Source organism: Pseudomonas sp. GW821-FHT09H03, from assembly GCF_059415945.1.
This window is the reverse complement of sequence record NZ_JBWKOF010000001.1, coordinates 492,854-513,814: the sequence shown is the minus strand read 5'-3', so window position 1 is coordinate 513,814 and position 20,961 is coordinate 492,854. Positions and strand designations below refer to the sequence as shown.

Here is a 20,961-nt window from a genome sequence, read left to right as displayed (position 1 = left end):
CTGTGGCGAGGGGCTCGCCCCCGTTCGGGTGCGCAGCACCCGCCCTCAACTGGGGCCTGCTCCGTAGTCCAACGGGGGCAAGCCCCCTCGCCACATCAATCCGGGCGCACAACCTGCCCTGTCGCCAGATCGCGGATCACGCTGGGATTCTTGCGCCCGCCCAGATTGCCGCCGAGTACCAGATCAACCTGGCCACGGAAATACTGCTCCACGCGAATCCGCGTGCGTGCTGCCGGACGGCCCTGTGGGTTGGCCGACGTTGACACCAGCGGCCCAACCAGCGCACACAACTCCCGCACTTGCGGGTGATCACTGACTCGCAACGCCACCGTTTCGTGCACCCCGGTAATCCATTCCGGCAGCATATTCTGATGCGGCACCAGCCAGGTATTGGGACCGGGCCAGGTACTGGCCATGCGGTCCATCCACAATTCGGGGAAATCCTCGAACAGGAAGTCGAACTGGCGGATGTTGTCGGCAACCAGAATCAGCCCTTTATCCACAGACCGGCCCTTGATCAGCAGCAGACGATCCACTGCTTCTTCGTCCCACGGGTCGCAACCCAGCCCCCAGACTGCTTCGGTTGGGTAGGCAATCACCGCTCCGGCACGAATTGCTTGCGCGGCTTGTTGCACACGCCAACTGTTGACCATGAAAAACTCTCCAGAATAAGGCTCTGTGCAGTTTACCGATCTTGTTTATAAAACCTAGCTCACCCGTGCAAACCAGCGTCCACTTTCACACACCGCACGGCCGTCCATTTCCAGCTCAGTCAATGCCACCAGCACTTTGGGCAGGGTCCAGCCGCTCGCTCCGGCCAACGCTTCACTGGTGTGCGGTGCGGCAAGCAGCAACTGCAAAAGTGGATGAGTGGTCGCTACCACGCTCGATTCCGTGGGGAAGGGCAGTTGTTGCCAGCCGCGCAAGGCTTCAAGGATATGTTCGATGGTTTCCACCAGGGCTGCGCCATCGCGGATCAATTGATGACAACCGCGCGCTCCGGGATGATGGATCGATCCGGGAATCGCGAATACCTCGCGGCCTTGCTCCGCCGCCAGCCTCGCGGTGATCAACGATCCGCTGGCAACACTGGCCTCGACCACCAGCACGCCGAGGGACATGCCGCTGATGATCCGGTTGCGTCGGGGAAAGTTTGCGGCGCTGGGAGCTGCATCCAGCGGAAACTCCGAAACTACCGCGCTGCCGGACGCGATCATGGCGTCCGCCAACCTTCGATTGCGCTGTGGATAAAACTTTTCAAGACCGGTACCAAGTACCCCGACCGTTTGCCCGCCAACATCCAGAGCGGCCTGGTGGGCGGCAGCATCAATGCCCAGGGCCAGACCGCTGGTAATGACAAAACCGGCACCGGCCAGACTGCGGGAAAACGCAGCAGCGGTGTCCATGCCGGGTCGAGAGGCCCGACGGCTGCCGACCATCGCCAGTTGCGGTTTTTCCAGAATTTCCGGATTGCCCGCAACGAACAATAACGGCGGTGCATCGCTGATTTGAGCGAGCAACGCCGGGTAATCAGGTTGGTCCCACATCAGTAAATGCTGGTTCGGACGCTCCAGCCAGGCCAATGCGTAGTTGGCACCGTCACGTACTTCAGCTGTGCGTCTGGCCTGCGCACAGGCCAGTGGCAACCCCAGCGCTCGCCAGGCACTGGCCGGTGCGCTGATGGCTTTGGACGCAGAGCCGAAGGCCTCGAGCAATTTCCTGAAACGTGCCGGACCTAGCTCCGGCAAACGATGCAAGCGCAAACGAGCTTCAAGTTCCGCAGGCGAAACGGGTATGGCAGCAGACGGCGGCATGGATCATCCTTGATCGTTATGAGGGCTCAGTCAGAGCGGAACAAGCTGTGGATAACTCTGTTGGTAACTTGTGAAGCCCGCTAAGGATTTCGCACCTTGTCCATCACTGCCAGCGACCGTGATGCGTTCAGTACCAGCCCGTAGCTGAGCTTGTCGTAGGTGCGAAAAACCATCAGCAGTCCCGCACGTTCATCAGGAATTTTCAGGGGTTGGCCGCTGATCCGGTCGCGTACGGTTTCACCGGTTTTCATTACCGCCAACACATTCCCGGCAACCAGACCGTCACGTTGCCCCTTGTTCAGCGTGACCACGTCCAGCGCACCAACCTGCGTAACACCCCGCGGCACGTCGATGATCAGGCCATTGACCTCGGTACCGGGCGCGCTGGGTATGAACGTCGAGTTGATCGAGCGCTCTTCGCTGCGAAACAAACGGTCGCCCAGGCGCACTTCCTGTGTCGTGCGTTGCAACAGCAGCGTGGCGACTTCGCCTTCAGTGGCCACCACTTCGCCGCCGCCAATGTCATCGGCGTTGATCCCCAAAAATTCCTTGCTCTGCGGATCGGTGTAGACCTTGCCCTGGCGAAAGACGTCATATCGATGATTGGCCGGATCGAATTGGCCCCGGGCGAAAACCCGGTCACCGGTGCCGGCCAGCACACGCTCGGCATCGCCGGCAACGATATAAGGTGCCTTGTCGAAATCCTCGGCCTTGTCGACGATATGGTTGTTCAGTAAAAAACTGTTGATCGATTTCAGCGCAATACCGGGAATGGCCTCGGTCATCGGGCTGCTGCGCACCTGTGGCGACAGCTTGATGGTGCCTTGGGGCGCAGGAGAACTTCCCCCGATTTGCACCTGCCCGAACGCCAAACCGGCCGGGACCAGAAGCAGCAGGGCGAGTAGTGATTTCCTCATGCGGTGAATCCCTTTATTATGTGCGTTCGCGTGAAACGCCAGAGCCCTCGGTGGCTCGCTCCCGGCTTGCTAATGGAAAGAAGGGAGCTACGTTTTACATAGGTAGCCTGCATCTTCGGACCGCCAGGCCATCGACCCGACCTACTTCACACGTGCATCAATCAAGCTTATGGCCATTTTAGACATCCTCGAATTCCCCGACTCGCGCCTGCGCACTATCGCCAAACCTGTGGCCGTAGTGGACGACGAAGTGCGTCAGTTGGTCGACGATATGTTTGAAACAATGTATGAAGCGCCAGGCATCGGCCTCGCCGCTACCCAGGTCAACGTGCACAAACGTATCGTCGTGATGGACCTCTCCGAAGACCGCACCGAACCGCGAGTGTTCATCAACCCCGAGTTCGAACCCCTGACTGACGAAATGGAGCAATACCAGGAAGGCTGCCTTTCGGTACCGGGCTTCTATGAAAACGTCGATCGCCCGCAAAGGGTCAAGGTCAAGGCTCTGGACCGTGACGGCAAGCCTTACGAGCTGATCGCCGATGGCCTGCTCGCAGTGTGCATCCAGCATGAATGCGACCACCTCAACGGCAAATTGTTCGTCGATTACCTGTCAACGCTCAAACGCGACCGCATCAAGAAGAAGCTGGAAAAACAGCATCGCCAAAACGCTTGATGCCCTCCTTCAAAGGCTTGCTGCGGCAAGCCTTTTTCTTTTCAAGATGCTTTGCAATCGAGAGTTTCCATGACTGAGCCACTGCGCATCGTCTTTGCCGGCACCCCGGAATTCGCCGCCGAACACCTCAAGGCCCTGCTCGCCAGCCCTTACGAGATCGTCGCGGTCTACACCCAACCGGATCGTCCGGCCGGTCGTGGGCAAAAAATGATGCCGAGCCCGGTCAAGCAACTGGCGCTGGAAAACAACATCCCCGTGCTGCAACCGCCAACGTTGCGCAACGAAGAGGCGCAGGCCGAACTGGCCGCCTTGAAGCCGGATTTGATGGTAGTGGTCGCCTACGGCCTGATCCTGCCGCAAGTGGTGCTGGATATTCCGCGTCTGGGTTGCATCAACAGCCATGCTTCGTTGCTGCCACGCTGGCGCGGTGCCGCGCCGATCCAGCGCGCCGTGCAAGCGGGTGACGCCGAAAGTGGCGTGACCGTGATGCGCATGGAAGCCGGTCTCGACACCGGGCCGATGCTGCTCAAAGTCACCACGCCGATCGGCGCCGACGACACTGGCGGCAGCTTGCACGATCGGTTGGCCGAAATGGGCCCACCGGCCGTGGTTCAGGCAATTGCCGGACTCGCCGCCGGTACCCTGGAAGGCGAAGTGCAGGACGATAGCCTGGCCACCTACGCGCACAAACTGAACAAAGACGAAGCGCGCATCGACTGGACCCGTCCGGCAGTTGAACTTGAGCGCCTGGTTCGCGCCTTCAATCCATGGCCGATCACCCACAGCACGCTGAACGGCGAAGCGCTGAAAGTGCTGGCGGCGAATCTCGCTGAAGGCAAAGGCGCGCCGGGTGAAGTCCTCGGCGCCAGCAAGGAGGGCCTAATTGTCGCTTGCGGCGAGCACGCCCTGTGCCTGACCCGCCTGCAATTGCCGGGCGGCAAGGCGCTGAATTTCAGCGACCTGTTCAACAGCCGTCGTGAGAAATTCGCCATCGGCACTGTCCTCGGTCAAGCGGCGGAGGCTCAATGAACCCGCGTCTGGCCGCCGCCAAGGCACTCGCCGCCGTCCTGAGCGGTAAAGCCTCGCTCAACAGTTCGCTGCCGACGCAACTGGACAAGGTCGAAGACCGTGATCGCGGCTTCACCCAGGACCTGGCGTTCGGAACCGCACGCTGGCAGCCGCGCTTGTCGGCGCTGGCGGCCAAACTGCTGCAGAAGCCATTCAAGGCCGCTGACGCCGATGTCGAAGCGTTGTTGCTGGTCGGCCTCTATCAATTGCTCTACACCCGCGTGCCGGCCCATGCCGCCATTGGCGAAACGGTCGGCTGTGCCGACAAGCTGAAAAAGCCTTGGGCCAAGGCCTTGCTCAACGCCGTACTGCGCCGCGCCCAACGGGAAAGCGAGACGCTGCTCGCCGAGCTGGAACACGACCCGGTGGTGCGCACTGCTCATCCGCGCTGGCTGCAAAAATCCCTCAAGGCGTTCTGGCCTCAGCAGTGGGAAGCCATTTGCGCGGCAAACAACGCGCACCCGCCAATGATTCTGCGGGTCAACCGAAGACATCACACCCGCGATGCTTATCTTGGGTTGCTCAGTGCAGCGGGCATTGCCGCGACAGCGTGCGTTTACAGTCGAGACGGCATCATCCTCGAAGCAGCTACCGACGTGCGTAGCCTCCCGGGTTTCGCCGAAGGCTGGATCAGCGTGCAGGACGAAGCCGCGCAACTGGCCGCCGATCTGCTGGATCTGGCGCCGGGTCAACGGGTGCTGGACGCCTGCTGCGCGCCGGGCGGCAAAACCTGCCACATCCTTGAAGCACAACCGGCGCTGGCCGGTGTGGTGGCGGTCGACCTGGAAGCCAAGCGCCTGGTGCGGGTGCGGGAAAACCTCGAACGCCTCAAACTCAGCGCTGAACTGATCGCTGCCGACGGTCGCGACACTCAGGCCTGGTGGGACGGCAAGCCGTTCCAGCGCATACTGCTGGACGCTCCGTGTTCCGCTACCGGGGTGATTCGTCGTCATCCGGACATCAAGCTGACCCGTCAACCTGACGACATCGCTGCGCTGGCTGTGCTGCAGGGCGAACTGCTCGACGCCATGTGGATAACTCTGGAAGTGGGCGGCATTCTGCTTTACGCCACCTGCTCCACGCTGCCGACCGAGAACACCGAAGTCATCGAAGCCTTTCTCGACCGCACACCAGGCGCCCGTGAGCTGGACCTCGCGACAGCGGCCGGAATCAAGCAGCCCCATGGACGTCAGTTGCTGGCTCAGGAAGGCGGGCATGACGGGTTCTACTACGCCAAGCTGATCAAGATCGCCGCCGCGCGCGGTTAAATGGATTCAATGGAGTGACTGGATGAAAATCATCATCCTTGGAGCGGGACAGGTCGGCGGTTCGCTGGCGGAACACCTTGCAAGCGAAGCCAATGACATCACCGTGGTCGACACCGACGGCGAACGCCTGCGCGACCTCGGTGACCGCCTGGACATCCGCACGGTGCAGGGTCGCGGTTCGTTTCCGACCGTGTTGCGCCAGGCCGGGGCCGACGACGCCGACATGCTGGTGGCCGTGACCAACAGTGATGAAACCAATATGGTCGCCTGCCAGGTCGCCCACACCTTGTTCCACACGCCAACCAAGATCGCCCGGGTTCGCGAAGCCGCGTACCTGACCCGCGAAGAGCAGCTGTTCCAGAACGAAGCGATTCCGGTGGACGTGCTGATCAGCCCGGAGCAAGTGGTCACCAACTACATCAAGCGCCTGATCCAGCATCCCGGCGCCTTGCAGGTGATCGACTTTGCCGAAGGCAAGGCGCAACTGGTGGCAGTGCGGGCCTACTACGGCGGTCCGCTGGTGGGCCAGCAACTGCGACAGTTGCGTGAGCACATGCCGAATGTCGAAACCCGCGTCGCTGCGATTTTCCGTCGCGACCGGCCGATCCTGCCCCAGGGCGATACGGTGATCGAAGCGGACGATGAAGTGTTTTTCATTGCCGCCAAAGCCAACATTCGCGCGGTGATGAGCGAAATGCGCCGTCTCGACGAAACCTACAAGCGCATCGTCATTGCCGGTGGTGGGCAGATCGGCGAACGCTTGGCCGAGGCGATCGAAAGTCGTTACCAGGTGAAGATCATCGAGATGAACCCGGCCCGCTGCCGCCATCTCTCCGATACCCTGGACAGCACCGTGGTGTTGCAGGGCAGTGCCTCCGACCGCGATCTGTTGATGGAGGAAAACATCGCCGATGCAGACCTCTTCCTGGCCCTGACCAACGATGACGAAGCCAACATCATGTCATCGCTGCTGGCCAAGCGCCTGGGCGCGAAGAAGGTGATGACCATCATCAACAACCCGGCCTACGTGGATCTGATTCAGGGCGGCGACATCGACATCGCCATCAGCCCGCAGCTGGCGACCATCGGCACCTTGCTGGCCCACGTGCGTCGTGGCGATATCGTCAGCGTGCACTCACTGCGCCGGGGCGCGGCGGAAGCCATCGAGGCTATTGCCCATGGTGATGCGAAATCGAGCAAGGTGATCGGCAAGGCCATCGAGAACATCGGCCTGCCACCAGGGACCACCATTGGCGCGATCATCCGCGACGAAGAAGTGCTCATCGCCCACGACGACACAGTGATCGAGGCGGGGGACCATGTGATTCTGTTCCTTGTGGATAAAAAGCATATTCGCGATGTGGAGAAGCTGTTCCACGTAGGGCTGAGCTTCTTCTGATCCGAGTTTTTTGCTGCCAGCAAGGGCCTCTTCGCGAGCAAGCCCGCTCCCACATTTGATCTTTGGTGAACAAAAAACCAATGTGGGAGCGGGCTTGCTCGCGAAGGCGGCCTCACTAATCCGGATGAACGCCTGACACCCCTAAGATAAGGAATCCCCCATGCTCGAATCCCTGGAAAAAATGCTCGCCAAGGGTGTGGATAACTCGCTGCTGCGCTTCGGCCTGGGCAAGGGTTATCTGGATCTGGGGGAGAACGCCAAGGCGGTGGAGCATTTCCAGCGCTGCGTCGAATTCGATCCAAAATATTCGGCGGCCTGGAAATTACTGGGCAAGGCCCATCTGGCCCTGACCGACTTTGCAGCCGCACGGCAGGCTTGGGAGCAAGGCATCGAGGCCGCCATCGCCCATGGCGACAAGCAAGCCGAGAAGGAAATGACGGTGTTTCTGAAAAAGCTCGACCGTCAGGCGCACTGATCAGAGGTAGCGTAAGCCAATGCCTTCGGCATCCACCCGCACCACTTCCATACGCACCCGCGGCGCGCCTGTGGGCAAGTCCTGGACCTGCCCGTAGACCACCGCACCCCGGGGCAAGGCGGCCAGGGCCGGATGCTTGACGTAGACCCCAGTGGCCGACAGGTTGCGCGTCTGGCCCAGACAGTCGCCGACGCTGTCATGGCTGATCTTGATGCGGAATGACTTGCGGTGTTCGGACATCTTCTGCGCCCTTTAGAACAGGTTGAGGATACGTGTAGGAGCGAGCATGCTCGCGATGCATGCAAGGGCGCCGCGTTCAACCTGGCAGCCCACATCATCGTTAACGTCCAACTCGAGCAAGCTCGCTCCTACAAGTTATCCACAGAACGTGCCAAAGCTTTAGTACCAGCGCGCTTCGCCGGGCGGACGCTTTTTGAAACGCTTCATGCTCCACATGTACTGGCTCGGGTAGGCACCGACATAACGCTCGATCACTTTAGACATGGCCGCACATGACTCCGCCGTATCGGTGCTGTACATGGCCTCTGGTGCGGCTTCAAGAATCACTTTGTAGCCCGAACCGTCCGGCAGGCGCAGAGCGTGCAGGAACACGCCAACGGCTTTGCCGCCGGCCAGCATGTTCGGCACGAACTTGCTGGTCAGTGCCTGAGTGGCGAAGAACGGTACGAAGATCCCGGCGGATTCGGACGGTTCCGGGTCAGCTGGAATGCCCACTGCACCACCTTTACGCACTTCCTTGATGACGCTGAGGATGCCTTCCTTGGTGGACGCCGCGACCTTGTTGCCCAACTGTACCCGCTGCTTTTGCAGCAATTCATCCACCGCCTTCAATTTTGGCGGACGGTAGAAAATGATCGGTTTGCATTGGCTGCAATAGAAGTGATTGAGCACCTCCCAATTGCCCAGGTGGCTGGTGATGCCAACCACGCCTTTACCGGAGGCGAGGGCGTCTTTCAAGATGTCGAGGCCTTCGACCTCGCGCACCAGATCGATGGAGCGCTGGGCCGGCCAGATCCAGGCACAGGCACTTTCGGTCAGGGACTTGCCGATGTCTTTCAGGCTTTGCCCGACCAGGCGCTCACGCTCGGCAGGGTCCATGTCCGGAAAGCATTTGGACAGATTGATCCGCACCACGTCGCGGGAGCGGTTCGGGGTTTTCCACATGACCCAGCCAATCGCCGAGCCCGCGGCCTGCACGGCCCACCACGGAAGCAGGGCAAACAGCCGCAGAGCGCCTACCAGCAAGGCGCCTTTAAACTTATCCACAGGTCACTCCTGATCTTGTGCTGTGTGCGAGGCGGTCATTCTACCCGGCGTTCACCAGCAGCGAGTAGCGGTCGCAATCCTGAGTGTGGTCCATGACCATGCCCGAGGCCTGCATAAAGGCGTAGCAAATGGTCGGCCCGACGAAGGTAAAACCGGCCTTTTTCAGACCTTTGCTCATCTCCACCGCTTTTGGCGTAATGGCCGGCACTTCGCTGCGATCCTTGAAATGATTGATCACAGGCGTGCCGCCGACGAATGACCAGAGAAACGCCACCGGATCTTCCAGCGCCAGCCAGGCCTGGGCATTGCGCCGGGCCGCGTTGAGCTTGAGGCGGTTACGAATAATCCCCGGATCAAGCATCAATTCGTCGATTTCGGCATCGCTCATCTGTGCCACGCGCTGGACATCAAAGCCAAACATCACCTGGCGATAATGCTCGCGTTTGCGCAGCACAGTGATCCAGGAAAGCCCGGCCTGGAACCCTTCGAGCAAAAGCAACTCGAACAAACCCTGCGCATCGCGTAGCGGCGTGCCCCACTCCTTATCGTGATAAGCCATGTACAGCGGATCTTCGGAACACCAAAAGCAGCGTGGCATAAGGCTCCAGGGGGCGTGCGCAGCAATGAATCGGGTATACTCCCGCTCTTTAAATCGCAGCCCAAGAAACAGGTGAATTTCGTGAGCCAGCCTACGCCAGCCGTGCGTACCTTCCAAGACTTGATCCTCGCCCTCCAGCAATACTGGGCCGAGCAAGGTTGTGTGGTACTTCAGCCCTACGATATGGAAGTAGGCGCCGGCACTTTCCACACCGCTACATTCCTGCGCGCCATTGGCCCGGAAACCTGGAACGCCGCCTACGTGCAGCCAAGCCGTCGTCCGACTGACGGCCGCTACGGTGAAAACCCGAACCGTCTGCAGCACTACTACCAGTTCCAGGTAGTCCTGAAGCCGAACCCGGACAACTTCCAGGAACTGTACCTGGGCTCGCTCAAGCACGTCGGCCTGGACCCATTGGTGCATGACATCCGTTTCGTCGAAGACAACTGGGAATCGCCGACCCTCGGCGCCTGGGGTCTGGGCTGGGAAGTCTGGCTCAACGGCATGGAAGTGACCCAATTCACTTACTTCCAGCAAGCGGGCGGCATCGAATGCTACCCGGTGACCGGCGAGATCACCTACGGTCTCGAGCGCCTGGCCATGTACCTGCAAGGCGTGGACTCGGTCTACGACCTGGTCTGGGCTGACGGTCCGATGGGCAAAGTGACCTACGGCGACGTGTTCCACCAGAACGAAGTGGAACAGTCGACCTACAACTTCGAGCACGCCAACGTCGAGAAGCTGTTCGAACTGTTCGATTTCTACGAAAGCGAAGCCAAGCGCCTGATCGAACTCGACCAGCCGCTGCCGTTGCCGAGCTACGAAATGGTGTTGAAGGCTTCCCATACCTTCAACCTGCTGGATGCGCGCCGGGCGATTTCCGTGACCGCGCGTCAGCAATACATCCTGCGTGTACGCACTCTGGCGCGTTCCGTTGCGCAAGCCTACCTGCTGGCTCGCGCCAAGCTGGGCTTCCCGATGGCGACCCCGGACCTGCGTGACGAAGTACTGGCCAAGCTGGAGGCTGCACAATGAGTGCTCTGGATTTTCTGGTTGAACTGGGCACTGAAGAACTGCCACCCAAGGCCCTGAACACCCTGGCCGAGGCGTTCCTTGCCGGTATCGACAAGGGCCTGCAAGCTGCCGGCCTGAACTACGAGACCAAAACCGTTTATGCCGCCCCGCGCCGTCTGGCGGTGCTGATCACCTCGCTGGCCACCCAGCAGCCTGATCGCAGCATCAACCTCGATGGCCCGCCACGTCAGGCCGCTTTCGATGCCGAAGGCAACCCGACTCAAGCGGCACTGGGCTTTGCCAAGAAGTGTGGCGTCGACCTGAGCGAAATCGATCAGAGCGGCCCGAAACTGCGCTACAGCCAGAGCATCGCCGGCAAGCCGACCACGAGCCTGCTGCCGACCATCGTCGAAGATTCCCTGAACGACTTGCCCATCCCCAAGCGCATGCGCTGGGGGGCTCGCAAGGAAGAATTCGTTCGCCCGACCCAATGGCTGGTGATGCTGTTTGGTGACCAGGTCATCGACTGCACCATCCTCGCCCAGAAGTCTGGTCGCGATTCCCGTGGTCACCGCTTCCATCACCCGGAAAACGTGCGCATCGGCTCGCCGTCCAGCTACCTGGCCGACCTGCGCGCCGCTTATGTATTGGCCGATGCCAACGAGCGTCGCGACATCATCAGCAAGCGCACCGAAGAACTGGCGACCCGCCAGGAAGGCACCGCAATCGTGCCGCCTGACCTGCTCGACGAAGTGACTGCACTGGTCGAATGGCCTGTGCCGCTGGTGTGCTCGTTCGAAGAACGCTTCCTCGACGTGCCGCAAGAAGCACTGATCACCACCATGCAGGACAACCAGAAGTACTTCTGCCTGCTGGATGCCGAAGGCAAGTTGCTGCCACGTTTCATTACCGTGGCCAACATCGAAAGCAAAGACCCGCAGCAGATCATCGCTGGTAACGAGAAAGTGGTTCGCCCACGCCTGACGGACGCCGAGTTCTTCTTCAAGCAAGACAAGAAGCAGAAACTCGAAGACTTCAACCTGCGCCTGCAAAACGTAGTGTTCCAGGAAAAACTCGGCAGCGTCTACGACAAGGCCGAGCGCGTTTCCAAACTCGCTGCGTTCATCGCGCAACGCATTGGCGGCAACGCTGCTTGGGCTTCCCGTGCCGGCCTGCTGTCCAAGTGCGACCTGTCGACCGAGATGGTCGGTGAGTTCCCGGAGATGCAAGGTGTCGCCGGTTACTACTACGCCCTCAACGACGGCGAGCCGCAAGAAGTCGCCCTGGCGCTGAACGAGCAGTACATGCCGCGCGGCGCCGGTGCTGAGCTGCCAACCACCCTGACCGGTGCGGCCGTGGCCATCGCGGACAAGCTCGACACCCTGGTCGGCATCTTCGGTATCGGCATGCTGCCAACCGGCAGCAAAGACCCGTATGCCCTGCGCCGCGCCGCACTGGGCGTGCTGCGCATCCTGATCGAGAAGCAACTGGATCTGGACCTGAACGACGCCGTGGCCTTCGCCGTGGAGGCATTCGGTACCAAGGTCAAGGCTGCCGGCCTCAATGACCTGGTGCTGGAGTTCATCTTCGACCGTCTGCGTGCCCGTTACGAAGACGAAGGTGTCGACGTTGCAACCTACCTGTCGGTACGTGCCCTGAAGCCGGGTTCCGCCCTGGACTTCGACCAGCGCGTACAGGCTGTGCAGGCGTTCCGCCAACTGCCGGAAGCGGCGGCCCTGGCTGCGGTGAACAAGCGCGTATCGAACTTGCTGAGCAAGGTTGAAGGTTCGGTGCCGACCGTGGTGGAAGCCAAATACTTCGACAACGCCAACGAGTTCTCCCTGTATTCGGCGATCCAGCAGGCTGACCAGGCTGTCCAGCCAATGGCTGCTGCTCGTCAATACAGCGAATCGCTGGCACGCCTGGCGGCGTTGCGCGAGCCGGTGGATGGGTTCTTCGAAGCTGTGATGGTCAACGCTGAAGATGCCAATGTCCGCGCCAACCGTTATGCGTTGCTGGCGCGCCTGCGTGGTCTGTTCCTCGGCGTCGCCGACATTTCGCTGCTGGGCTAAGGGGCTGCTGTTGAAACTGCTGATTCTCGATCGCGACGGGGTGATCAATTACGACTCCGACGCTTATATAAAGTCGGTGGAGGAGTGGATACCGCTCCCCGGTTCGATCGAAGCGATCGCGCAGTTGAGCAAAGCCGGCTGGACGGTAGCGGTCGCTACCAACCAGTCGGGCATCGCTCGCGGCTACTACGACCTCGCCACCCTGGACGCCATGCATGAGCGCTTGCGCTCAATGGTGGCGGAGCAGGGCGGTGAAGTCGGGCTTATCGTCTACTGCCCGCACGGGCCGGACGAAGGCTGCGAATGCCGCAAGCCAAAACCCGGGATGTTGAAAACCATCGCCGAACATTACAACGTGTCGCTGACCAATCTTTGGTTCGTTGGCGACAGCCTTGGTGACCTGGAAGCCGCCAAAGCCGTCGATTCTCAGCCAGTTTTGGTAAAGACCGGGAAAGGCGAAAAGACTCAGGGCAAGACCCTGCCGGTGGGCACCTTGATTTTTGACGATCTGGCGGCGATTGCCGCAGAACTTATCCACAATTAGAGCGTTTTCGAGATTCCTGACCAGGATTGATCGGGAGTGCGCTTTATATAGACGGGCATAGCCCGCACGGTAAACGTCACCATGTTGATATTGCAGGCCATCAGAACCTTCCTCTTTTACCTGCTGCTGGGCACCAGCTCTTTGCTTTGGTGCAGCCTGAGCTTTTTTATCGCGCCATTTCTGCCGTTCAAGGCGCGCTATCGTTTCATCAACGTCTACTGGTGCCGATGCGCCTTGTGGCTGAGCAAAGTGTTTCTGGGCATCAGCTATGAAGTGAAAGGTGCCGAAAACGTACCTGAGCGGCCCTGCGTGATTCAATCGAACCACCAGAGCACCTGGGAAACGTTCTTTCTCTCTGCCTATTTCGAACCGCTGAGCCAGGTGCTGAAACGCGAACTGTTGTTCGTGCCGTTTTTCGGCTGGGCCATGGCCATGTTGCGACCGATCGCCATCGACCGCGATAACCCGAAAGCCGCACTCAAGCACGTCGCCAAGAAAGGCGATGAGTTGCTTAAGGACAACGTCTGGGTGCTGATCTTCCCCGAAGGCACCCGCGTTCCCTACGGCACCGTCGGCAAATTCTCCCGCGGCGGCACGGCACTGGCCGTGAATGCCGAGCTGCCGGTACTGCCGATTGCGCACAACGCTGGCAAGTTCTGGCCAAAAACAGGCTGGAAGAAGAAGCAGGGTGTCATCACCGTGATCATTGGCGCACCGATGTATGCCGAAGGCAGCGGCCCACGTGCCATTGCTGAATTGAACGACCGCGTCCAGGCCTGGAACGAGCAAATGCAGCGGGATATGGGGTCTCTGCCTCCCGCTCCACAAGCCCCGACAGCCAATGATCAGATGGCTGTCTGAGATTCTGTGGATAACCTGTGTACGGTTTCACCAAAAAATGTTGTTATCTAACTATAAGATAATGATTTATATACATATTTTATAAAACGATAAAAAACCGAAAAACGTGCATAAGTTTTTTTCGGGCGCAAAAGACCGGCTGATATAGCCGGTTTTTTTATGCCCGTTTCACCGCCTGTAGACACAAAAAAAGGCCAACGTATAACGTTGGCCTTTTTTCGTGCAGCGGGTTAACCGGGATCAGAAGTCCAGGTTGGAAACCGCCAGGGCGTTGCTTTCAATGAAGTCACGGCGAGGTTCGACCGCATCACCCATCAGGGTGTTGAAGATCTGGTCTGCGCCAATGGCGTCTTCGATGGTCACTTTCAGCATCCGGCGCGAGCTCGGATCCATCGTGGTTTCCCACAGTTGATCCGGGTTCATTTCACCCAGCCCTTTGTATCGCTGAATGGTGTGACGCTTGGTGCTTTCCGCCATCAGCCATTCGAGGGCTTCCTTGAACTCGGTCACGGCTTTCTTGCGCTCACCACGCTGGATGTACGCGCCATCGTCAAGCAGGGTGCTCAGTTGAGCGCCCAGGGAGACCACGGTCTTGTAGTCGTTGCTGCCGAAGAAGTCGCGGTTGAACGTAACGTAGTTCGACAGGCCGTGGGAGATCAGTTCGACCTCTGGCAGCCAGACGGCACGTTCACGGTCTTCACGCAGGCTGGCCTTGTAAACCAGGCCCGACTTCTCGACGGTGCGCAGGCGCACTTCGTACTGGGCCAGCCAATCCTGCATTGCTGCGTGATCGGACAACTGCTCCAGGCTCACGGCCGGCAGGTAGATGAAGTGCTCGGTCAGTTCCTGTGGATACAGGCGCGACAGACGCTTGAGGGTCTTCATCACCAGGCGGAAGTCATTCACCAGGCGCTCGAGGGCTTCGCCGGAAATACCTGGTGCTTCCTCGTTCAAGTGCAGGCTCGCATCTTCCAGGGCCGACTGCGTCATGTACTCTTCCATGGCGTCGTCGTCTTTGATGTATTGCTCTTGCTTGCCTTTCTTCACTTTGTACAGCGGTGGCTGAGCGATGTAGATGTAGCCACGCTCGATCAGTTCCGGCAACTGACGGAAGAAGAACGTCAGCAGCAGGGTACGGATGTGCGAACCGTCGACGTCAGCATCGGTCATGATGATGATGTTGTGATAACGCAACTTGTCGATGTTGTACTCTTCGCGGCCGATGCCACAGCCCAGGGCGGTGATCAAGGTGCCCACTTCCTGGGAAGAGATCATCTTGTCGAAACGCGCCTTCTCGACGTTCAGGATTTTACCCTTAAGGGGCAGAATCGCCTGGGTCTTGCGGTTGCGTCCCTGCTTGGCGGAGCCGCCAGCAGAGTCACCTTCCACGAGGTACAGTTCGGACAGGGCAGGGTCCTTTTCCTGGCAGTCAGCCAGTTTGCCCGGCAGGCCGGCGATGTCCAGCGCGCCTTTACGGCGGGTCATCTCACGGGCCTTGCGTGCCGCTTCACGGGCACGGGCCGCGTCGATCATCTTGCCGACGACCAACTTGGCTTCGTTCGGGTTCTCCAGCAGGAAGTCGGAGAAGTACTTGCCCATTTCCTGTTCAACAGCGGTCTTCACTTCGGAAGACACCAGCTTGTCTTTGGTCTGGGAGCTGAACTTCGGATCCGGTACTTTTACCGAGATGATCGCTGTCAGGCCTTCACGCGCGTCGTCACCGGTGGTGGCGACTTTGTGCTTCTTCGCCAGGCCTTCAGCTTCGATGTAGGTGTTGAGGTTACGCGTCAGTGCAGAACGGAAACCCACTAGGTGAGTACCGCCATCGCGCTGCGGAATGTTGTTGGTGAAGCACAACAGGTTCTCGTTGAAGCTGTCGTTCCACTGCAGGGCGATTTCCACGCCGATGCCGTCTTCACGCTGGATGTTGAAATGGAACACCTGGTTGACCGGGGTCTTGTTGGTGTTCAGGTATTCAACGAACGCACGCAGGCCGCCTTCGTATTTGAACAGTTCTTCCTTGCCGCTGCGCTCATCCTTGAGGACGATGCCGACACCGGAGTTCAGGAAGGACAGTTCACGAATCCGCTTGGCCAGGATGTCCCAGCTGAAGTGGATGTTCTTGAAGGTTTCGCTGGAAGCCTTGAAGTGGATCTGAGTACCGGTGGTTTCACTGTCGCCAACGATCTTCATCGGTTCTTGTGGAACACCGTGAACGTAAGTCTGTTCCCAGATCTTGCCGCTACGGCGAACCGTCAGTACCAGCTCTTCGGACAGCGCGTTCACTACCGACACGCCTACACCGTGCAGGCCGCCGGATACTTTGTAGGAGTTGTCATCGAATTTACCGCCGGCGTGCAGCACGGTCATGATGACCTCGGCTGCCGAAACGCCTTCTTCTTTGTGCACGTCTACCGGGATGCCACGGCCGTTGTCTTTAACGGTGATGGATTCATCCGGGTGAATGATGATGCTGATGTCGTCACAGTGGCCGGCGAGCGCTTCGTCGATCGAGTTATCGACCACTTCGAACACCATGTGGTGCAGACCGCTGCCATCGTCGGTGTCGCCAATATACATACCGGGACGTTTGCGTACGGCATCCAGGCCTTTCAGCACTTTAATGCTCGTTGAGTCGTACGTATTTTCTTCGCTCAATGCCTTCACTCCCGATGGTCGTGGGTCTGGGTGATACGGCCCTGTTCCACGTGGAACAGTGCGACTGGCGTTTCCGTCTGCCAGCCTTCCCTCAATAATTCGTGATCTACACAGGTGATAAACACCTGGCAGCGTAAGTCTTCCAGCAAGCGGCAAAGCGCGCGACGGTGGTGCTCGTCCAGTTCGGACGGCAAGTCATCCACCAGATAAATACACTGTCCGCGTCGGGCCTGGCTAACCAGATGCCCCTGGGCAATTCGCAACGCACAGACCACCAACTTCTGCTGGCCGCGGGACAAGATGTCCGCCGCATTGTGCGCACCTAACCGGAGACGCAAATCAGCACGTTGTGGACCGGCCTGGGTATGACCCATCTGCTGGTCCCGCTGCAGGGAACCGGCGAGCACTGCACTCAGTTCGCGGTCTTTGTCCCACCCGCGGTAATAACTGAGCGTCAAGCCTTCCAGCTCAACCAGTTCGCTCAGGGTTTGTTCAAAGACTGGTTTCAAGGCTTTGATATAAGCGCGGCGGTATTCATCGATTTCAGCGCTGGCCTGGCACAGTTCCCTGTCCCAAACCGCTTGCGAAACGGCGTCAAGTGTACCATGCCGCAGCCAAGAGTTTCTCTGACGCAGGGCCTTCTGCAAGCGCTGCCAGGTTGACATGAAGCGTGGTTCCACGTGGAACACACCCCAGTCCAGAAACTGCCGGCGAATCTTCGGTGCACCTTCCAGCAGCCGGAAGCTGTCCGGGTTGATCAGTTGCAGGGGTAGTATCTCGGCCAGTTGCGCCGCACTGCGGGCATTCTGTCCGTCGATACGGATCTGAAATTCGCCCTGACGATCGCGGGAAATACCCAGAGCGTTGTGGCCACCCTCGGCCAGTTCAACCTGGCCAAACACCGTACACGCCAATTGATCGTACTGGATCACCGGCAACAAGCGGGTGCTGCGAAACGAACGGGCAAGCCCCAGCAGGTGAATGGCTTCCAGAACACTGGTTTTGCCGCTGCCGTTGGCGCCGTAAAGGATGTTGATGCGAGGGGAAGGGGAGAAGGTCACCGGGTGCAGATTGCGCACCGCGGTGACCGAGACGCGACTTAAGGACATCTAGCTTCTGCTGAGCATGATTACAGCCGCATCGGCATGACAACGTAAGCCGAGTCGTCGTTGTCAGACTCTTGCACCAGCGCACTGCTGTTGGAGTCGGACAGGATCAGGCGAACCTGCTCAGTGGTCATCACCCCCAGTACGTCGAGCAGATAACTCACGTTGAAACCGATTTCCAGCGAGCCACCGTTGTATTCAACGCCAACTTCTTCTTCCGCTTCTTCCTGCTCCGGGTTATTGGCCTGAATCTTCAGTTGACCCGTTGCCAGTTGCAGCCGGATGCCGCGGTACTTCTCGTTGGACAGAATCGCGGTACGGCTAAAGGCTTCGCGCAATGCCTGACGGTCGCCGAGTACCAGTTTGTCGCCACCTTTTGGCAGTACACGCTCGTAGTCCGGGAATTTACCGTCGACCAGTTTCGAGGTGAAGGTGAACTCACCGGTGGTTGCGCGGATGTGATGCTGACCCAGCACGATGCTGACGTTACCGTCCGGCTCAGTGAGCAGGCGCGCCAGTTCAAGAATGCCTTTGCGCGGTACGATGACCTGGTGACGATCCGGCTGACCGATATCGGCCTGCATCGAACACATCGCCAGGCGGTGACCGTCGGTGGCCACGGCGCGGATCACGCCAGCGGAGACTTCCAGCAACATACCGTTGAGGTAGTAGCGAACGTCTTGCTGGGCCATGGCGAAACTGGTGCGCTCGATCAGGCGACGCAGTTTGCTCTGCTCGAGGCTGCAGGTCAGAGAACCCGGGCCTTCTTCCACAGTCGGGAAATCGTTGGCAGGCAGTGTCGACAGGGTGAAGCGGCTACGGCCGGCTTTGACCACAAGCTTCTGCTCATCCACCTTGATGTCGATCAGGGCATCGTTCGGCAGGCTTTTGCAGATATCCATCAGCTTGCGCGCAGGCACAGTGATAGAACCCGGATCAGCCGGCTCTTCAAGTTGAACACGACCAACCAGCTCGACTTCCAGGTCGGTACCGGTCAGCGACAGTTGCTGGCCTTCGACAACCAGCAGCACGTTGGAAAGCACCGGCAAGGTCTGTCGGCGTTCAACGACACCTGCGACCAGTTGCAGGGGTTTCAACAAGGCTTCGCGTTGAATGGTGAAATGCATGGTCTAGTCCCTTGCCTTAATAAGCTGCGCTGGTGTTCATCAAGTGGTCAGCGTCCGCAGCAGGTTCTTGTAGTCCTCGCGGATGTCCGCGTCGGATTCCTTAAGTTCATTGATCTTGCGGCATGCGTGCAAAACGGTCGTGTGGTCGCGACCACCAAACACATCGCCGATTTCCGGCAGGCTGTGGTTGGTCAACTCCTTGGACAAAGCCATGGCGACCTGACGTGGTCGGGCAACCGACCGCGAACGACGTTTGGACAGCAAGTCGGAAATCTTGATCTTGTAGTACTCGGCGACGGTGCGCTGAATGTTATCCACAGAGACCAGTTTATCCTGTAATGCCAACAGGTCCTTCAGGGATTCGCGAATCAACTCGATGGTGATATCGCGGCCCATGAAGTGCGAGTGAGCGATGACGCGTTTGAGCGCGCCTTCCAGCTCACGGACGTTGGAGCGAATGCGCTGGGCAATGAAGAACGCCGCATCGTGAGGCAGGTCGACTTTGGCCTGGTCGGCCTTCTTCATCAAGATCGCCACACGGGTTTCCAGCTCCGGCGGCTCGACGGCAACCGTCAGGCCCCAGCCGAAGCGGGATTTCAAGCGTTCTTCAAGGCCTTCAATTTCTTTCGGGTAGCGGTCACTGGTGAGAATGACCTGCTGACCACCTTCAAGCAGGGCGTTGAAGGTGTGGAAAAACTCTTCCTGGGAACGCTCTTTGCGGGCGAAGAACTGAATGTCATCGATGAGCAAAGCATCTACCGAACGGTAGAAACGCTTGAACTCATTGATCGCGTTCAGTTGCAGGGCCTTGACCATGTCCGCCACGAAGCGCTCGGAATGCAGGTACACAACCTTGGCATTCGGGTTCTTCTTTAGAAGGTGGTTACCCACAGCATGCATCAAGTGGGTTTTACCCAGACCAACGCCGCCATATAGGAAGAGCGGGTTGTAACCGTGCTTGGGATTGTCTGCTACCTGCCAGGCGGCAGCGCGCGCCAGCTGGTTGGATTTACCTTCCACGAAATTCTCGAAGGTAAAGGTGCGGTTCAGGTAGCTGGTGTGCTTGAGCGCACCTTCAACCTGCACGGTACGTTGTTCGGAACGGACCGGGGCCTGTTGCGAACTGGCGCCGGCCATCGGATCGAAGCTGTCACGGGAAGGTTCTTCCTCGGTGACTTCGGCAACTTTCTGCGCGGCACGTTTGGTCGTTGCTGCCGGAGCTGGCGCTGTCGGGCTGGCAGGAGCCTGAGCAGCCTGGGCCTGTGAGGCCGCAGCGGCCAACGGCGCATTTGGCGCTGCACGCGGAGCCGAGCTACGTTTGCTGCCTATTAATAAGGAAAGCGCCGGCGCCAAGCCATTGCCATGCTCATCGAGCAGCTCGAGCACACGCCCCAGGTACTTTTCGTTGACCCAGTCCAGAACGAAACGATTGGGTGCATAGACACGCAACTCGTCGCCTTCGGCTTCGACCTGTAGTGGACGGATCCAAGTGTTGAATTGTTGGGCAGGCAGCTCTTCGCGCAAAAGCTCCACGCACTGCTGCCAAAGTTCCACTGACACGGATATCCCCTAAGTTGAAAGCCGGTGAGGCAAAAACAAGCAGCCATTGTAGCGACCAGACGCCGACTTATCCACACGTAGGTGGGTCATCAACCAAGAACAAGCAAGGTTGCATACCCTAAAAAGTCGACCAGCGGTCTGTGTATAAGCTCTGTGGATAACCACGCCTAAGGTCGTTGCACAACTGGGGGCGAAACTCGGTGGATAACCGGGCTGTGGATAACCATGCATTCCACACACAGGTTATCCGACACTGCAGCACAGGCTGAACACTGTTTTCCACTGTAGTTGTCATTCTCTGTACATCACGTGATACAAGGGCTCAATAGAGTTATCCACAGAGGATGGCGTGCCTAGCTTTTATAAGCTTTACAGAAAAGCTTTAAATACTTTCCTTTCTTATTTTTATATTTGGCCAAGGTCTTCGTACCAGAAAACCGCTGGAGATCTATTTATAAGGAAACGCTGGTTGGAAATTGACCTAGAGGCTTGCTTTCTCTAGAATCCCCGGTCTCTT

At 58.9% G+C, this 20,961-nt stretch carries 18 protein-coding genes and 1 pseudogene; 9 read left to right on the top strand and 10 right to left on the bottom strand.

Features of this window, described 5'->3' with window-relative positions; genetic code table 11:
* Positions 1-95: 95 nt before the first annotated feature.
* From tsaC to AC07OG_RS02275, 3 genes and pseudogenes are all read right to left on the bottom strand, one after another.
* Positions 96-653, bottom strand: a complete 558-nt coding sequence (gene tsaC / locus AC07OG_RS02285; protein ID WP_060540300.1) for an L-threonylcarbamoyladenylate synthase type 1 TsaC — start codon at positions 651-653, stop codon at positions 96-98.
* A 54-nt stretch (positions 654-707) separates the two neighbouring features.
* Complete coding sequence (gene dprA, locus AC07OG_RS02280; RefSeq protein WP_060540299.1) at positions 708-1,814, bottom strand: DNA-processing protein DprA; 1,107 nt, start codon at positions 1,812-1,814, stop codon at positions 708-710.
* Positions 1,815-1,894: 80 nt separating this feature from the next.
* Positions 1,895-2,641: pseudogene (locus AC07OG_RS02275) on the bottom strand (LysM peptidoglycan-binding domain-containing protein); the annotation flags it as partial.
* 259 nt (positions 2,642-2,900) lie between these two features.
* On the opposite strand from AC07OG_RS02275, the gene def reads away from it, so the two are divergent.
* From def to AC07OG_RS02250, 5 genes are all read left to right on the top strand, one after another.
* The gene (def, locus tag AC07OG_RS02270; protein WP_060540297.1) at positions 2,901-3,407 is read left to right on the top strand and encodes a peptide deformylase; all 507 of its coding nucleotides are present in this window, start codon (positions 2,901-2,903) and stop codon (positions 3,405-3,407) included.
* Between the two features lie 69 nt (positions 3,408-3,476).
* A complete protein-coding gene (gene fmt, locus AC07OG_RS02265; RefSeq protein ID WP_495066114.1) occupies positions 3,477-4,436 on the top strand; it encodes a methionyl-tRNA formyltransferase in 960 nt (319 codons plus the stop codon).
* Complete coding sequence (gene rsmB, locus AC07OG_RS02260; RefSeq protein ID WP_495066113.1) at positions 4,433-5,743, top strand: 16S rRNA (cytosine(967)-C(5))-methyltransferase RsmB; 1,311 nt, start codon at positions 4,433-4,435, stop codon at positions 5,741-5,743. Before fmt ends, rsmB begins: the two co-directional genes overlap by 4 nt.
* Before the next feature lie 22 nt (positions 5,744-5,765).
* Positions 5,766-7,142 (top strand): Trk system potassium transporter TrkA, encoded by a 1,377-nt coding sequence (trkA, locus tag AC07OG_RS02255; protein ID WP_495066112.1) that lies wholly within the window; start codon positions 5,766-5,768, stop codon positions 7,140-7,142.
* Positions 7,143-7,302: 160 nt separating this feature from the next.
* Positions 7,303-7,617 (top strand): tetratricopeptide repeat protein, encoded by a 315-nt coding sequence (locus AC07OG_RS02250; RefSeq protein ID WP_495066111.1) that lies wholly within the window; start codon positions 7,303-7,305, stop codon positions 7,615-7,617.
* Here the strand turns inward: AC07OG_RS02250 and AC07OG_RS02245 are convergent, their stop codons facing one another.
* The 3 genes from AC07OG_RS02245 to tag form a co-directional block, all read right to left on the bottom strand.
* Positions 7,618-7,857: a PilZ domain-containing protein gene (locus tag AC07OG_RS02245; protein ID WP_495066110.1), complete on the bottom strand. Its 240-nt coding sequence runs from the start codon at positions 7,855-7,857 to the stop codon at positions 7,618-7,620.
* A gap of 159 nt (positions 7,858-8,016) precedes the next feature.
* On the bottom strand, positions 8,017-8,904 hold the full coding sequence (locus tag AC07OG_RS02240; protein WP_495066109.1) for a lysophospholipid acyltransferase: 888 nt from the start codon (positions 8,902-8,904) through the stop codon (positions 8,017-8,019).
* A gap of 40 nt (positions 8,905-8,944) precedes the next feature.
* Positions 8,945-9,502, bottom strand: coding sequence for a DNA-3-methyladenine glycosylase I (gene tag / locus AC07OG_RS02235; protein WP_060540290.1), 558 nt, complete (start codon positions 9,500-9,502; stop codon positions 8,945-8,947).
* A gap of 81 nt (positions 9,503-9,583) precedes the next feature.
* Between tag and glyQ the strand changes: the two genes are divergently transcribed.
* From glyQ to AC07OG_RS02215, 4 genes are all read left to right on the top strand, one after another.
* Positions 9,584-10,537, top strand: a complete 954-nt coding sequence (gene glyQ, locus AC07OG_RS02230) for a glycine--tRNA ligase subunit alpha (RefSeq protein WP_008155694.1) — start codon at positions 9,584-9,586, stop codon at positions 10,535-10,537.
* Positions 10,534-12,588, top strand: coding sequence for a glycine--tRNA ligase subunit beta (glyS, locus tag AC07OG_RS02225; RefSeq protein WP_495066108.1), 2,055 nt, complete (start codon positions 10,534-10,536; stop codon positions 12,586-12,588). The genes glyQ and glyS overlap by 4 nt, the downstream gene beginning before the upstream one ends.
* 4 nt (positions 12,589-12,592) lie before the next feature.
* A complete protein-coding gene (gene gmhB, locus AC07OG_RS02220; RefSeq protein ID WP_495066160.1) occupies positions 12,593-13,132 on the top strand; it encodes a D-glycero-beta-D-manno-heptose 1,7-bisphosphate 7-phosphatase in 540 nt (179 codons plus the stop codon).
* An 81-nt stretch (positions 13,133-13,213) separates the two neighbouring features.
* Complete coding sequence (locus AC07OG_RS02215; protein ID WP_495066107.1) at positions 13,214-13,993, top strand: lysophospholipid acyltransferase family protein; 780 nt, start codon at positions 13,214-13,216, stop codon at positions 13,991-13,993.
* 240 nt (positions 13,994-14,233) lie between these two features.
* Here AC07OG_RS02215 and gyrB read toward each other — a convergent pair whose 3' ends face one another.
* From gyrB to dnaA, 4 genes are read right to left on the bottom strand one after another with little or no spacing between them, the layout of a single operon-like run.
* A complete protein-coding gene (gene gyrB, locus AC07OG_RS02210) occupies positions 14,234-16,651 on the bottom strand; it encodes a DNA topoisomerase (ATP-hydrolyzing) subunit B (RefSeq protein WP_060540286.1) in 2,418 nt (805 codons plus the stop codon).
* A 5-nt stretch (positions 16,652-16,656) separates the two neighbouring features.
* The gene (gene recF, locus AC07OG_RS02205) at positions 16,657-17,760 is read right to left on the bottom strand and encodes a DNA replication/repair protein RecF (protein WP_495066106.1); all 1,104 of its coding nucleotides are present in this window, start codon (positions 17,758-17,760) and stop codon (positions 16,657-16,659) included.
* A gap of 20 nt (positions 17,761-17,780) precedes the next feature.
* Positions 17,781-18,884 (bottom strand): DNA polymerase III subunit beta, encoded by a 1,104-nt coding sequence (dnaN, locus tag AC07OG_RS02200; RefSeq protein ID WP_060540284.1) that lies wholly within the window; start codon positions 18,882-18,884, stop codon positions 17,781-17,783.
* A gap of 39 nt (positions 18,885-18,923) precedes the next feature.
* Positions 18,924-20,444 carry a chromosomal replication initiator protein DnaA gene (gene dnaA, locus AC07OG_RS02195; RefSeq protein ID WP_495066105.1) on the bottom strand — a complete coding sequence of 507 codons (1,521 nt, stop codon included), beginning with the start codon at positions 20,442-20,444 and terminating at the stop codon, positions 18,924-18,926.
* Between the last annotated feature and the right edge of the window lie 517 nt (positions 20,445-20,961).